Origin of the sequence: Scytonema sp. PRP1, from assembly GCF_036697665.2 — a bacterium.
Lineage (GTDB): Bacteria > Cyanobacteriota > Cyanobacteriia > Cyanobacteriales > Nostocaceae > Kalymmatonema > Kalymmatonema gypsitolerans.
On sequence record NZ_JBAHYJ020000068.1, the window covers coordinates 1 to 15,866 of the forward strand.

The 15,866-nt window shown below is 41.6% G+C and carries 9 protein-coding genes; 8 read left to right on the forward strand and 1 reads right to left on the reverse strand.

Annotation, left to right across the window (positions count from 1 at the left end):
* A partial coding sequence (locus V5G28_RS14045) for a tetratricopeptide repeat protein (protein ID WP_336230581.1) occupies positions 1–647 on the reverse strand: 647 nt, incomplete at its 3' end.
* Positions 648–1,357: 710 nt separating this feature from the next.
* On the opposite strand from V5G28_RS14045, the gene V5G28_RS14050 reads away from it, so the two are divergent.
* The 8 genes from V5G28_RS14050 (at position 1,358) to V5G28_RS14085 (ending at position 15,788) form a co-directional block, all read left to right on the forward strand.
* The gene (locus tag V5G28_RS14050) at positions 1,358–1,879 is read left to right on the forward strand and encodes a tetratricopeptide repeat protein (protein ID WP_336230584.1); all 522 of its coding nucleotides are present in this window, start codon (positions 1,358–1,360) and stop codon (positions 1,877–1,879) included.
* 296 nt (positions 1,880–2,175) lie between these two features.
* Entirely contained in the window at positions 2,176–3,609 is a 1,434-nt protein-coding gene (locus V5G28_RS14055) for a CHAT domain-containing protein (RefSeq protein ID WP_336230586.1), read from the forward strand.
* A 25-nt stretch (positions 3,610–3,634) separates the two neighbouring features.
* Complete coding sequence (locus V5G28_RS14060; protein WP_336230587.1) at positions 3,635–4,210, forward strand: WD40 repeat domain-containing protein; 576 nt, start codon at positions 3,635–3,637, stop codon at positions 4,208–4,210.
* Positions 4,161–9,863 carry a CHAT domain-containing protein gene (locus V5G28_RS14065; RefSeq protein ID WP_336230589.1) on the forward strand — a complete coding sequence of 1,901 codons (5,703 nt, stop codon included), beginning with the start codon at positions 4,161–4,163 and terminating at the stop codon, positions 9,861–9,863. The genes V5G28_RS14060 and V5G28_RS14065 overlap by 50 nt, the downstream gene beginning before the upstream one ends.
* A gap of 116 nt (positions 9,864–9,979) precedes the next feature.
* Positions 9,980–12,160 (forward strand): S8 family serine peptidase, encoded by a 2,181-nt coding sequence (locus tag V5G28_RS14070; protein ID WP_336230591.1) that lies wholly within the window; start codon positions 9,980–9,982, stop codon positions 12,158–12,160.
* A 139-nt stretch (positions 12,161–12,299) separates the two neighbouring features.
* Entirely contained in the window at positions 12,300–15,083 is a 2,784-nt protein-coding gene (locus V5G28_RS14075) for a CHAT domain-containing protein (protein ID WP_336230592.1), read from the forward strand.
* Positions 15,084–15,231: 148 nt separating this feature from the next.
* Positions 15,232–15,462, forward strand: coding sequence for an element excision factor XisH family protein (locus tag V5G28_RS14080; protein WP_336230811.1), 231 nt, complete (start codon positions 15,232–15,234; stop codon positions 15,460–15,462).
* Positions 15,450–15,788: a XisI protein gene (locus tag V5G28_RS14085; RefSeq protein ID WP_336230593.1), complete on the forward strand. Its 339-nt coding sequence runs from the start codon at positions 15,450–15,452 to the stop codon at positions 15,786–15,788. The genes V5G28_RS14080 and V5G28_RS14085 overlap by 13 nt, the downstream gene beginning before the upstream one ends.
* Positions 15,789–15,866 lie beyond the last annotated feature (78 nt).

Genomic DNA, 15,866 nt, shown 5'->3' on the forward strand with positions numbered 1-15,866 from the left:
ACTTTTTCTTGAATTGCTAAAGAGCGTTGATACAACGGTTCTGCTTGTTGATAGCTCCCCTGGTCATAGTACAATGAAGCCAAATTGTTGAGGCTATTGGCGACAAGAGGATGTTCCTTGCCCAGTGCTTTTTCTCGAATTGCTAAAGAGCGTTGATATAACGGTTCTGCTTGTTGATAGTTCCCTTGTACTTGATACAGTTCTGCCAAATTGTTGAGGATGGTGGCGACAAGAGGATGTTCTTTACCCAGTACTTTCTCAGAAATTGCTAAAGAACGTTGATATAACGGTTCTACTTGTTGATAACTCCCCTGTTCTTTATACAGTAAAGCTAAATTGTTGAGAGTGGTGGCGACATCAGGATGTTCCTTACCCAGTACTTTCTCAGAAATTGCCAACAAACGCTTTGCTACGAGAATAGCAGCATCGTATTTACCTTCTTTGTACAACTGCATTATCTGTTGCTTTAGCCTTTCGGCTTCCATTAGGGATGCTTGTTGTTCTGTTGAGAGCGGTAGAGCTTGTCCGACGACTGACCCTGGAATGCTCCCAACCACACTTATTACAATGGCGATCGCCATTGACAATGACATCCATCTAGTAGTTTTGTTACCGAGGAGCTTTGGTTTTAACAATTGTCGAGACACCTGCTTTAACTCCCTAACGAGATGAACTATAGCTACCCAGAGGTATCTATTTCTAGAGCTAGCAACCTTATGCAATAATCCTCTACGTTTTCCGCGTCGGGTTAGTTAGAACTAATGAGTGCGATACGCGTAGCGTCAAGCCTCCGGCTTATCGCTTTTCATTCTACGGATAACCCCCACAGATGAGATAGAGGATACCATGCCAAAACGGGCAAAATGTCACCCCATAGAAAAACTAAAAATACTGAAATCTCTGTCCATCAAATGTTTCAATGGACATGAAAAAGAGATTTTTCGTATCCAGCGCCAAAAAAGTTGAAAAAATCAAACAGAACTTTGGGTGAAAGCGTTATATAGCAAGAGTTATAGCTATTATTAGCAATTCGTTTCATTGGTAGACTCCACCCGTTCGCATTCAATTGCACTTTTGATCGCTCCCAACTTTGTGCATCTGAGTACCTCGTTAGCAGTACTAAGCGCGTACAACGTTTGGTCTTCTTCAGCGCTTAAGGCAATTCTGATGAACGCAGGTATTTAGTTCTTCACTCTTAATATTACTTTACGCATATGTCCCGGCTAATTTTTGCATAACCCCCAAAAGTTCAGAGATATGTATATGTGAGCAAGCAAACCTCTGCACTTGAACAGTTTGCTGAGTTCTGCTGAACGTAAAAGAATTTGCAAAATTTAGTATTCTAGGGGACACAAAAATGAAGGGATTAAAGTTGGCAGTAGTCATCCTTGCATTAGGAACAATCGCTATCAGCCCCAAAGCTCATGCCAAAAGTTTGTCCAATACTCGGCAAATATTTATATCACAAGTAACAGCACCACTTCCCAACTCTCAGGATGAAAAGACTAATGATGCCAAAGCATACTTAGAACGAGGCTTTGAGCGCTTTGACAAGAAAGATTATCACGGAGCAATAGAATATTTTAACCAAGTTTTGAAAATTGAACCTAACAATGCTTATGCCCACGTTGGCAGAGGAGTTGCTAGTTTCTTCTTGGAAGAATATCAAGCAGCCAAGGCAGATTTAGACAAAGCCTTAGAAATTACTCCCGATATTGCCCATGCCTACTATTTCCGAGGTTTTACCAACTATTTGTTAAAAGATAAGCAGGGAGCGATCGCTGATTTACAAAAAGCATCCGCACTGTATAAAAAAGAAGGAAAGCCAGATTTAGCCCAAAACGCGAATAACGCAATTCAGAAGATAGAGGCTAGCTAAAGCGTATCGCATAATTCCTATGACTTATGCAGCAACTGGGTTTGTCGAAGTTTTTTTTACAAACCCGGTTTCTTTTATACTGAAGCGTCAGCGAAATTTTCGCATATCGACTTTATCGTTGCCCATTCTAGATTGAGAAGGAAAAAAACTGCATAAGTGCAAGATGTTGAGACATACATTTCCTAGAAATCATTCCATTTACTGATGCCACAAACATGAAAACTCCAAAATATACCTTTTTTCCGTCAATTCCTAAACTGACATCGACTATTTTTATTATATTAGCTACTGTCTCAATGTCAGGAAACCATGTCAATGCAAATAATCAATCACTATCACTTCTGAAAAACTCTCATAAATTAGCACAAACTTCAGATGCTGATAAATTAACAACTTTTGAAAATCAAGCACCAGCTGATCAACAATTACAAAAAGCTTTAATTGCCCAAAATAAACCTGAAGCGGCGTTAGAGGTTGCTGAACGTAGTCGTTCGCGTGCATTTGTGAATTTATTAACAAGACAGGGATTAGCAACAAATGCATCAATGGCTTCCGTTCCACCATCGATTACCAAGATTAAACAAATTGCTAAACAACAAAATGCCACACTAGTTGAATATTCAATTATTACAGAGAAAATTGACGTTAATGGTCAACAGCAACCTCGTGAATCAGAATTATATCTTTGGGTGATTAACCCAACAGGTGAAGTTTCTTTTCGTAACATTGACCTTAAAGCTATGCAGCAAAAAGAAAATACATCTTTAAGTAATTTAATTGCTAAAAATCACCAGTTACTTGGTGTCACAAGCAACGGTCTTAAGGGGATAAATAAGGTAAAAGGGGTAGTCGAGTCAGGCTCTTTGACTAGTTCAAAAGAACAATTACAAAAACTATATCAACTATTAATTGAACCAATCGCAGATTTTTTGCCAACTCAACCGAACGAACACGTTATTTTTATTCCCCAGGGTCAATTATTCTTGGTTCCCTTCGCTGCACTGCAAGATGCAAAGGGCAAATACCTCATTGAGAAACATACCATTAGTACTGCTCCCTCGATTCAAGCGTTGGATTTACTCTATCAGCGACAGCAACGTGTCATTGGGGTAGTCAAGGATGTCTTGATAGTAGGTAATCCTACTATGCCCAGTGTACCACCGCAACCTGGAAAACCATCCCAGAAACTACAGCAATTACCTGGTGCAGAACAGGAAGCAAAAGCTATAGCACAGCTTTTCAATACCCAAGCACTCACAGGCGATGCAGCCACTGAAACCGCTGTTGTGCAGCGTATGTCTCAAGCCAAGATAATTCACTTAGCAACACAAGGATTGAATAAATTTCAGGGAAAGGATATACCAGGCGCACTGGCGCTGACTTCTTCTAATCAAGATGACGGCTGGCTGACTTCTGAAGAAATTCTGAATTTGAATTTGAAAGCGGATCTCGTTGTCCTCAGTTCTGGTGATACAGCTTTAGGTAGAATCACTGGAGATGGTGTGATTGGGTTGTCTCGCTCTTTCTTTGCTGCAGGGGTTCCCAGTGTCATTGGTTCTCTGTGGTGTGTATCAGATATGCCAACTGTGTTGTTAATGATAGAATTTTATCAAAAACTACGTGAAAATCCTGACAAGGCAGCTGCCTTGCGTTATGCGATGCTAGAAACTATGAAAAAATACCCTAATCCCCGAGATTGGGCTGCTTTCACACTGATTGGTTTGTCGTAGAGCCAGAGAAGTTGATGAAATATCTATGAATTATTGCAAAGTTATTTTAATTGCTTTAAGTACTTTTCTGGCTACATTTGCACCGACCTTTCCGCAGAATTTTTCAGTATTTTTCTTGCTACCACAGGTGTCAGCACAAACATCGAACGAGCAGAAATTAAACCAAAATTCTGCTGCGAAATCTCCTGTGTCAGGAAGTTTTATTGATTCCTTTGCACAAGAGAAGCAACTTAAAGGGCATGAGGGTAGTGTCAACAGCGCCAGTTTTAGTTCAGATGGCAAATTGATTGTAACGGCTGGTGCAGATACAACTGCACGGGTTTGGGATTTTTCGGGTAAACAGTTGGCAGAATTGGTGGGACACTCGGCAAACGTCAGAACAGCGAATTTTAGTCCGGATGGGAAGCTAATTGTCACTGCATCTTTTGACAGTACTGCCCGTATGTGGGATACTTCAGGTAAGCAGTTAGCCCAATTGAAGGGGCATCAAGGGAATGTTTACTGCGCCAGCTTTAGTCCGGATGGGAAGCAAATTGTAACGGCGGGTGCGGATGGAACAGTCCGTGTGGGATATTTCGGGCAAGCAATTGGCGGAAATTAAGGCACACAGTGGTAGTGTTTATAGTGCGAGTTTTAGTCCGGATGGTAAGCAAATTGTGAGTGCATCGGCGGATAAAACAGCGCGGGTATGGGATACGTCGGGGAAATTATTGGCGGAATTGAAGGGGCATACAGACACGGTTTGGAGTGGGAGTTTTAGCCCCGATGAGAAGCGGATTGTTACTGCGTCAGATGATAAGACGGCGCGGGTGTGGGATTTGTCCGGCAAACAGTTAGCAGAATTAGTTGGGCATAAAGACAGTCTGTACAGTGCGAGTTTTAGTCCTGATGGCAAGCAGATTGTTACTGCGTCGATTGATTTTACTGCGTTAGTGTGGGAATCGTCAGGGAAATTAATTGGGAAACTGCAACAGCATACTGGTGGGGTTAATAGTGCCAAGTTTAGCGTCGATGGGAAGTGGATACTTACGGCATCGAATGATGGCACAGTGCGAGTGTGGGATGTTAAAACTACATTGGTAACTGAATTGCGATCACTTCAGAGTGGAGTTAAAAATGCAAGTTTTAGTCCAGATGGCAAACAGGTAGTCACAGTATCTGACGATAGCATTGCCCGTTTGTGGAATTTATCAAACAAAAAGGTTACTTTGCTACAGGGGCATGAAAATCGGGTGTATAGTGCCAGTTTTAGCTCTGATGGCAGGCGTATTGTCACTACATCTGCTGATAAAACTGCTCGTATATGGGATACTTCTGGTAAGTCATTAGTAGAACTACGCGGACATAGCGACGATGTATACAGTGCTAGTTGGAACCGAGATGGAAATCGAATTGTCACTGCATCTGCGGATAAAACGGCACGAGTATGGGATACAACTTCTGGCAAATTGCTAGTAGAACTTAAAGGACATAAAGAGGGACCCAATAGGGCTAGTTTTAGTCCTGACGGGCAATTAATTCTGACTAGAGCAGCTGATGGAACCAGTCGTTTGTGGAATTTGTCTGGGAAGCAACTAGCAGAATTCAAAGGACTTGAGGAGATTGTTGATAAAGCCAGTTTTAGCCCAGACGGAAAGATGATATTAACAACATCCGTCGGTGTTACCAATATTTGGAATACATCTGGAAAGCTTCTAGTTTCACTCAAAGATAATGCTCGGATTGTGGTTAATGATGCTAATTTTAGCCCAGATGGAAAATTTATTATTACCACATCTAGCGACAATACTGCCCAGTTGTGGGATTTGTCTGGCAAACAGCTAGCAACATTCAAAGGACATCAGGAAGGCGTTAATAGTGCTGAATTTAGCTCAGATGGAAAACTGATTGTTACTTCATCTGATGACAAAACCGTCCGTGTGTGGGACATATCAGGTAAAGAATTAGCAACACTTGCAGGGCATGACAAATACTTGCTTAATGCCAGTTTTAGTCCAAATGGAAAAAATATCCTTAGTGTATCTGCTGATGGTAGTGCCCGTGTTTGGTATGTATCACAAAAACTATTAAATCAACTGAATTTAGCTGGAGTCCCAGATATATACCAAGGAGAAGTTGAAATCAAGCCCGAATCTCCGTTTGCTTTAAGTGAAAGCAGTTTTAGTCCTGATAGTAAGCATATTCTCAGCCTATCTTCTGAGGGGATTGTCCGTGTGTGGGATTTGTCTGGCAAGCTATTAGTTGAATTGAAAGGATATAGAACTGTTAGTTTTAGTCCAAATAGACAATTAATTATCGCCGCATCCTTTGACGGGATTATCCGTGTGTGGGATTTGTCTGGCAAGCTATTAGTTGAATTGAAAGGATATAGAACCGGTAGTTTTAGCCCAGATGGACAACGAATCATCACTACATCATTTGATGATGTTGCTCGGCTTTGGGATTTATCTAGTAACCAGCTAACCGAACTTAAAGGACATAAAGGAATTAGTAATGCCAATTTTAGTCCTGATAGTAAGCTGATTGTTACTGAATCCAATGAAGATGGAACAGCTTTTGTGTGGGATTTGTCTGGAAAATTACTAGCTAAACTCAAGGAGAGTAAAGAACTTATAAAAGCTAACTTTAGCCCAGACAGCAAACTTGTTGTGACAACATCCTATGATAATGTTGCCCGTGTTTGGGACATTTCTGGCAAGTTGCTAGCAGAATTAAAAGGACATCAAGGCGCTGTCAATAGTGCGAGTTTTAGCCCGGATAGCAAGCTGATTGTTACTGCATCTGGAGATAAAACTGCCCGTGTGTGGAATACCTCCGGCAAGTTTTTAACAGAACTTAAAGGACATATTGATGAGGTTAGCGATGCGAGTTTTAGCCCTGATAACAAGCTAATTGTTACTGCATCCACTGATTCTGTTCGTTTATGGGATACTTCTGGCAAGCTTTTGGCAGAACTCCAAAGATTTTCTTCTCCTGTAAGGAGTGCAAGTTTTAGCCCAGATGGAAAACTAATTGTCGCTAGTTCTGATAATGGAAGTGCCCGTATATGGGATATCTCCGGAAAACTGCTAGCAGATTTCCAAGAAAATCAACGCGGAGTCCAGAAAGCCAGTTTTAGTCCTGATGGAAAGTGGATTCTCACTGCTGATGGTAATGCTCGTATTTGGGATTTGTCTGGCAAATTAATAACAGAACTAAAAGTTAATCAAGAATGGTTAGGCGATGCAAATTTTAGCCCTGATGGACAGCGAATTGTTACCACATCCAGTCACGGCATCGCACGCGTTTGGGATTTATCAGGTAAATTCTTAACAGAACTAAAAGGTCATGAGCGTCAGATAATAAGCGCTAACTTTAGCCCAGATAGCAAAAAGATTGTTACTTCATCGTGGGATAAAACCGTCCGTGTGTGGGATACCTTTGGCAAACAACTAGCAATACTTAAAGGATATGACATGCTCGTGTTAAAAGCCACTTTTAGTCCTGACGGACAGCGGATTGCTACCAGTGGTACTGACGCTACTCGTATGTGGGACTTATCAGGGAAAGTTTTGAAGGATTTTCAAGGAGACCAAGCAGCCAGCTTTAGTCCTGATGGAAAGCATATCATTACCAGCTCATATGGTGGTAGTGTTCGCGTATGGGATTTGTCGGGTAATCTTTTGGCTGAATTTGAAGCATACCACGATGGCATTGACACTCCCAGCTTTAGTCCAGACGGAAAACAAATTGTTTCCATATCTTTTTACGGTATTGCTCGTGTGTGGGATTTGTCTGGTAAGTTGTTAATTGAACTTAAAGGGCATCAGGGAAGTATTGAAAGCGCCAATTTTAGTCAAGATGGTAAGCTGATCGTTACTGCATCTGATGACCAAACTGCTCGCGTGTGGGATACTTCGGGTAAGTTACTAGCAGAACTCAAAGGACATCAAGGCAAGGTTACAAATGCTAGTTTCACTCCTGATGGACAGCGCATAGTTACCGCATCTGATGATGGGACTACAAGGGTGTGGAACATCTCTGGTAAACAACTAGCTGTGCTGAAATTAGACGAAAAAATCGCCTTTTCTCCAAAAGCTGAAGCCGATCGCCTACGTGATCTACAATTTTACGCCCCCAACTGCGCCCAAGCATTTGACCCCTGGCAAAAAGCCCTAAAACTTTACCAAGAAATCTCCGACAACGAAAACCAAGCAGTCATCCTCGAAAAACTCGGCAACGCTTACTATTGCCTTGGCGACTACACCAACGCCATTAAATCCTACACCCAAGCATCCACCATTGCCCAAAAATTTAATTACCCACAACTCCAAGTCAAAAACCTCTCAAATCTCGGCAATGTTTACAACACCCTAGCTGACTATGAAACCGCAATTAACAAATACAACGAAGCTTTAAAACTTCTCCTACAAGAAAACTCTCAAAGTAAAGCAAACATTCTCCGAGGACGCGGTAATATTTACAATTACCAAGGTAAATATAATGAGGCTATTAAAGACTACTTCCAAGCATTAGCCATTGACGAAGGAATTAAAAACTCCTCTGGTATTGCTGAAGCTCAAGTCAATCTGGCAAGTATTTACCTCGCTTCGGGAGATGCTAATAAAGCAACTCAATATTATAAAGAAGCATTAGAACTCAAACCCATCGAAGCACTATCTGGCTTAGGAAATGTTTACCTCACTCTTGGTGACATCAACAAAGCCATTGACTTTTACCAGCAGAGTTTAGCCAAAGCACAACAACAAGAAGATAAAGAAGCCGAAGGGAATGCACTCAACAGCTTAGGATATGCTCTGTACAAATCAAGCAAATTTCCTGAAGCCGAAAAAAATCTCCGCGCTGCCATTGAAGTTTGGGAAAATCTGCGAACTAAATTAGATGATACAAATAAAGTCTCAATCTTTGAAAAACAAACTCGTACCTATCGCCTACTGCAACAAGTCCTAATCGCTCAAAATAAACCCGATGCTGCATTAGAAATTGCTGAACGAGGCAGGGCACGGGCTTTTGTGGAATTAATCACCAAACGCTTATCTCCTAATCAACAAGAACAACTCAAAATCACTCCTCCTACTCTTGAGGAAATTAAACAAATTGCCAAGAAAGAAAACTCTACTCTCGTCGAATATTCGATTATTACTGATGATTCTACAATAAATGGTAAACAAAAAAATAAAGAATCAGAACTCTATATTTGGGTCACCCAACCCACTGGTGAAGTTACCTTTCGTAAGAGTGATTTAAAACCTCTTTTACAGAAAGAGAATACAACTCTAGAAAAATTTGTCACTAGTAGCCGTAAATCTATTGGTGTTATTGATGCTAGAGGACGTGCCGCTGGGGGCATTTTAGTGAGCGGAGATTCTAGTACTCCCAAAGCACCAGACCAATTAAAGCATCTGCATGAACTGTTAATCAAGCCTATTGCAGATGTTCTGCCTACCAATCCAAGCAATCGCATCATCTTCATTCCACAAGAATCTTTGTTCCTCGTTCCCTTCCCTGCACTACAAGATGCTAACAACAAATATTTAATCGAAAAACATACTATCCTGACTGCACCATCAATTCAAGTATTAGATTTAACACGCAAACAACGTGTAGAGACGCGCAACGCCACTTCACAAAACTTGGTTGTAGGTAATCCCACTATGCCAAAGGTAGTGGTAGAACCAGGTAAACCTCCTCAACAACTCATACCTTTGCGGTGGGCAGAAAAGGAAGCAAAAGATATTGCCTCACTGTTGAAAACTCAAGCCATAACAGGCAATCAAGCAACTAAAGCAACGATTGTCCAGAAGATGTCTCAAGCACGACTCATTCATCTAGCAACTCATGGGTTACTTGATGATAGCAGAGGATTGGGAAGTGCTATTGTTCTAGCCCCTAACCCCCAAGAAGCACAGGAAGGAAGTAATGGTTTACTCACTGCTGATGAAATCCTGAATTTACGACTCAATGCAGATTTGGTTGTTTTAAGCGCCTGCAACACTGGAAGTGGAAGAATTGTAGGTGATGGTGTGATCGGCTTATCGCGTTCTTTAATTTCCGCAGGTGTCCCCAGTGTGATCGTTTCCCTGTGGTCTGTAAACGATGAGTCAACAGCCTTTCTGATGACGGAATTTTATAAAAATCTGCAACAAAAGCTTGACAAAGCTACTGCATTACGCAATGCAATGTTAACTACCAAGCAAAAGTATCCTGAACCGTTGAATTGGGCTGCATTTACCTTGATTGGCGAAGCAGAGTGACAGAAGAGGGATAGTAGTTCACACTCATGAATTTTGAGAGAAAACTGCATAACCACCAGATGCTGAGAAATATACGAAGGATAAATGGTTAAACAGCTCTAACAATAGTGAAAAACATGAGAAAACCCATCTATCTGTGTATTTTACTGGCTGGTAGTATGTTTTCAATGACGGGTATTTCTTCACCACCAGTACAAGCAACTAGATTAGCTCAGAACCAAGATAATAGTAGTCTATTTTACCTTTATAAAGGACAACGCATACCCCTAACCCAACGGCAAGATGCGATCGCTGTTGCCTTTAAAAAAGTAGCCCCAACTCGTAACCGTACTTCTCAACCGCTTTACCTGCAACTCCAGCAAGCTTTACAAGGCGGTGTTCGTGGACCAGGTGCTAAAGTTGAAGTCAGCCCTTTGGGCGAGAAATATGCTCTGGTGACTTTGCCTTCTGCAGTTCGCGGTGCTAGTGGTGCTGTTCAGCAGCGTATCCAGCAGCAACCTTTTGTCCAAACTACCTTACCAGTATTAAGTCGAAGCGAACGCACCGAAACGATAGTTCTGCCCAACGAAATAATCATCAGTTTTGATTCACAACTCTCGGATAGCCAAAAGCAAGCAATTTTGCAGCAAAAAAATCTAGAAATCGTGCGTCAGCTGCGCTTCAATACCAACCGCTATCTAGTCAAGTCCACCGATGCTTCTGGGACAAAAGTCCTCAACATTGCCAACCAGCTCAACGAAATCAAGGGGGTGAGTTCTGCTGCACCCAACTTCATCCAATCTCTTTCTGAACTCAATCAAGAACAGGTTGTAAAACTTGCTGCGAGCCTGACAAACCAAAAGTCATTTTACAACGTGACTAATGAGAAAACTGACGTTCCATCTACCAGAGCCATCTCTCCAAAAACAGATTTGCTAGGGCTGGCGTGGCATCTATCCAGCGTACCGCTAAAACAGTGTCTGCGACAGCAGATATCTAACTGGAACTCACTGCAAACCTGTCTGCAACAAAAGACTGTGGCAAAAAAATCTGCCATACCCCGCACAGATATGCGTATCACAGATGCCTGGAAACGTAGCAATGGTGGGCGCGGGGTCGTTGTGGCAGTTATAGACAGCCTAATTCAGTGGGATCATCCCGACTTGGCAGGTAGTCTGTACACTGTGAAAGCTGCCGACAAATGTCCAGGAGAAGTCCACGGCTGGGATTTTTCCGCTGATACTAGCAGCAACATTACGAACCCCTGCGACATTGGTGATGCTGATACTCGCATTGCTCCCTCAGAACTCGCCATTCTCAGAACAAAATTTCAAGATACCTTCCAACTATCTGATGCCCAATTGCTCCAGCAATATCTCCTACAAGCATATCAGGTGAAGCAAGCACACCCAGAGTACTCTGTAGAGGAAGTTGCGAGTGTTGTACGTTATATGCTTCGTACTTATGAGGTAGGCAGTGAATTTCACGGTACTTGGGTGAGTGGTGTCATTGCTGCTAAACCTCAAAATGGTCAAGGATTGGTGGGTGTCGCTCCCAACGCTCAAATTTTACCTGTACGAGTCATGGGGCTGAATGGTAGTTTTGTCCCCTCTGCCTACATAGAAGCCATTGGTTACGCTGCTGCTCGTGGCGCAGATATCATCAATATTAGCTTGGGTGCAAGGTTGCCCATTCAGGCGGAAGAAGAACAAATCGCCGAAGTCCTTCAGGCTAACCCCAAGCTAGTGATTGTTGCTTCTGCGGGAAATGATAACTCAAGACTGATATCGTTTCCTGCTGCCCATCCCGGAGTTGTTTCAGTTGGCGCAACCAATCTTTTGGGTCATCGCGCATCCTATAGTAACTACGGCAAGGGATTAGCGGTTGTTGCACCGGGAGGAGAGTTGGATTCACCAGGATTATTGGGTGGGATTCCTACAACAGGCGGCACTTGGCTTGATGCTTTCTGGCAGGGTATACCAAATCCCACTTCTGCTTGGTCTTCTGTACTTGACCCTAGAGGGAAATATTGGTGGGTGCAGGGGACTTCGTTCTCTTCTCCAGCAGTCGCGGGAGTTGTGGCGTTGATGAAAGGGGAAGACCCAAAAAGGCGGTTGAGTCGCAAGCGCTTGGTCAATATTCTACAATCAACAGCGAGTTACCAAGGGTTAATTATCTCAGATAAAGATGCACAGCTATATCGTTTGCAGCGTAATAAAGGCTTAGTGCCTTCCTCAGTTACGGATAAGCAGTACTTCTTTGGTAAGGGACTGGTTAACGCTGATGCAGCAGTTCAGGCGGTGCGAAGGGGACGTTAACGAGAGTGTGGTGGGGAACTGGAGAGAATACCTCACTTTGCGCCTCATCTACAAATAAGTTTAATTTGCATATCCCCCGGTAGACGAGATATATATCTCGTTAAACTCCCCTCTCCTATATGGACACTCCTACCTGCAAATGACATCCACGCGTTATCGAAATATCAGTTTAACTGCATTTGTCACCCTTATTTTGACGATTCCAGTAGTGCCACTGACTGCCAATTTACCAGCCCTATTCCAAGTGTCGCAAGTATTGGCGCAAACGACAAATGAACGGAAAGCCCAAGCAGATAAACTGTTGCAGCAAGGCCAAAAACAGTACGATGAAGATGAATTACAACCTGCCATACAGTCTTTTCAAAAGGCATTAACTTTTTATCGAGAGATAAAAAATATTCCTGGAGAAATAGAAACTTTAGTTAACTTAGGCATCGCTTACACTACTCTAGGCAATTGTACTAAAACAGTAGAGTATTATCAGCAGTATTTAGCTATCAATCCACAACCTAATATCCCCTTAACTCGTCGCAATTTTTCGGAAAAATTTCAGCAACACTTTTGGTTTAAGAGTGGGATACTTCAAAATATACCAAAAGTATCTTCAGAGAGAGCATATGCTCTCAGAGCAGATGCTAAAGGATTTTTGCAGCAAGGAAATGAATTGTATCAAAAAAAACAGTTTAAGACTGCTATACAGCCTTTTCAAAAAGCACTATCAATTTCTTGGGAAATTGGGGATTATCAGGGGAATTTACAAGCTCTGATAGGTCTGGCAAATAATTATATTGCTATGGGAGAATATAATTCAGCTACTATATCTTTTCAACATGCTTTAGTAGTAGCCAAGGGAATAAAAGACAGGAAAAGTGAGAAATACATACAACAGAATTTTCAAACAATTGAAAGCCAGAGTCATACCCTAAAAACAAAAGCCGATTTACTCTATGAGCAAGGAGTGAAGCACTACCAAGCCTGTCAACAGGAATCTGCATTCAACTCATGGAAACAGGTAGAAAAAATATATTTACTTCTGAATGGTAGTCTTGATACGGCGGTGAGTGAGTTCCCAGCGAGGATTTTATCAGCAACAGTCGAGCGACTCTATAAGCAAGGAATTAAGCAATATCAAACACGTAAAAATAAAGAAGCTATAGAGTCTTGGCATCAAGCATTGAGAATTTGTCAGCAGTATAGAATGAGATGTGATAATAGAATCGAAGAGGATATTTTGGAAAAAACAGGTCTAGCCTATGATGCGCTAGAAAACTACACGGAAGCGATTCAGTTCTATCAGCAGCAATTGAAAATTTATCGTCAGGAAATAATTTCAGGCTATATAGATAAAGGAGAAGCTATATCTCTATATCATCTCGGACTTGCCCTTCTCAAATCCGGCAAACCACAAGAAGCAGAGTTTTTTCTTCGCCAAAATGTTCAAAAACTGGAAGAGCAAAGACGTTCCGGTCAGTTAATTATGAGAAGAGAGTTTTCTGACAGCGAACTCGTCTCTTTTTTTGATAAAGAACAATATCCTACTTACCCAGTTCTGCAACAAGTTCTGATTGCTCAGAAAAAATACGAGGCTGCTTTAGAAATTTCTGAACAGGGACGTACTCGTATCTTCTTAGATTCGTTGCTTAGGTCATTGAAACCCGAAAGTATTTACCAAGGACTAGTAAGCTATGTCGTTAATCCAAACACAGCACCATTATTTAGTCAATTAGAGGGAGCCAATCCGAAAGATGGGGAGCCAATTGCTGATTTACCATCCATCCAGCAAATTAAACAAATTGCCAAAATCCAAAATGCAACACTTGTTGAATATTCAATTGTTGACTCCGAAATATATATTTGGGTCATCAAGCCCACAGGAGAAGTTACCTTCCGTAAAGCTGACCTTAAATCCTTGTGGCAGAAAGAGAATACAACTCTTGCAGATTTAGTTATCAACAGTCGTAAATCTATTGGTATCATTGATGCTAGAGGACGTGATGCTATTAATGTAGTTGCCACAGTCGATAAGTCTACTCAAATCCAACGATTACAGCAACTCCACAAACTGTTAATTGAACCTATTGCCGACCTTCTTCCCAGTAAAGAGAGCGAACGTGTTATCTTCATCCCCCAAAATTCCTTATTCCTCATTCCTTTCCCAGCCCTGCAAGATGACAAAGGCAAATACCTAATTGAAAAACACACTATCCTCACCGCACCATCGATTCAGGTGTTGGATTTAACACGCAAGCAACGACTACAACAGAAACCCAATTTAGCCTCACAACAGACCTTGATTGTAGGCAATCCTACCATGCCCAAGGTAATACTAGAACCAGGTAAACCCGCGCAACAATTAAAAAATTTACCTTGGGCAGAAAAAGAAGCCAAAGACATTGCCTCACTGTTGAAAACCCAACCCATCACAGGTAATCAAGCAACTAAAGCGGCGGTTGTTCAAAAAATGACTCAGGCACGAATCATTCATCTAGCAACTCACGGGTTACTTGATGATAACCGAGGATTGGGAAGTGCGATCGCACTTGCACCTTCTGGTAAAGATGACGGTTTACTCACTGCTGAAGACATCCTGAATTTATCCGAACCTCCACAAGGTTCGCCCATACGTGCAGAATTAGTCGTCCTCAGCGCTTGCAACACCGGACGTGGAAGAATTACTGGTGATGGTGTTATCGGTTTATCTCGCTCCTTAATTAGCGCAGGTGTTCCGAGTGTCATCGTCTCTTTGTGGTCGGTTGATGATAATTCCACATCCTTTCTGATGACGGAATTTTATAAAAATCTGCAACAAAAACTTGACAAAGCCACTGCATTACGACAAGCAATGCTGACAACAATGCAACAAAAAAAATATGAAAATCCGTTAAATTGGGCTGCATTTACTTTAATTGGTGAAACTGATTAATCGGGGAAATGAGCGGATTGGGAGAATTATTATTTTTCCACACATGACAAAAAATATTAAATCAACAGGAGTAAATCATGTCTTACATCAAACGTTGTCATTTTCTCCAACTGTAAATACCTGATTTCAAAACAAAATAAAAAGCTTTATTGGAGACTCGGATATTAGCGCTTTCCATACTGCACTTGGTCAATATCTCAACTATTGTCAAGCACTCGAAGAACAAGAACCAGACAGAATTGTTTACTTAGCCGTCCCAGATGAAACGTACCAAGATTTTTTTCAGCTTCCCTTCATCCAACGTGCCATCGGGCGCTACCAAGTCAAGTTGATAATTTACAATCCTAAACAGGAGGAAATATTGCAATGGATAACATAGAACGCTATCGACAATTTGTTAAACAAATTTTAACCGAACATGCCCAAATTGCCACTACTACGACGGGTACGGTAAAAGCGGAATTAATTTTTGACACTGAACATGACCATTATCAACTTGCTTATGTTGGCTGGCAAGGAGATAAACGGATATTTGGTCCGGTAATGCACTTTGACATTCAAGACGGCAAAATTTGGATTCAATATAACGGTACTGAAGAGTCTGTTGCAGAACGACTGGTTGAGATGGGTGTACCTCCTTCAGATATAGTCATTGCATTTCATTCATCTTTTAAACGCCAATTTACTCGATATGCAGTAGGTTAACAACTTGACGTTGCTATCAATATTATTGAATTCATAGAAAAACATTTTTGAATTATTTGTTAGAGACCTGACATCGGA

Coding starts and splice junctions, on each gene's coding strand:
- V5G28_RS14065 (WP_336230589.1), top strand. CDS start 4,161: ATGGAACAGTCCGTGTGGGATATTTCGGGCAAGCAATTGGCGGAAATT.
- V5G28_RS14060 (WP_336230587.1), top strand. CDS start 3,635: ATGAATTATTGCAAAGTTATTTTAATTGCTTTAAGTACTTTTCTGGCT.
- V5G28_RS14075 (WP_336230592.1), top strand. CDS start 12,300: ATGACATCCACGCGTTATCGAAATATCAGTTTAACTGCATTTGTCACC.
- V5G28_RS14085 (WP_336230593.1), top strand. CDS start 15,450: ATGGATAACATAGAACGCTATCGACAATTTGTTAAACAAATTTTAACC.
- V5G28_RS14055 (WP_336230586.1), top strand. CDS start 2,176: ATGTCAGGAAACCATGTCAATGCAAATAATCAATCACTATCACTTCTG.
- V5G28_RS14050 (WP_336230584.1), top strand. CDS start 1,358: ATGAAGGGATTAAAGTTGGCAGTAGTCATCCTTGCATTAGGAACAATC.
- V5G28_RS14070 (WP_336230591.1), top strand. CDS start 9,980: ATGAGAAAACCCATCTATCTGTGTATTTTACTGGCTGGTAGTATGTTT.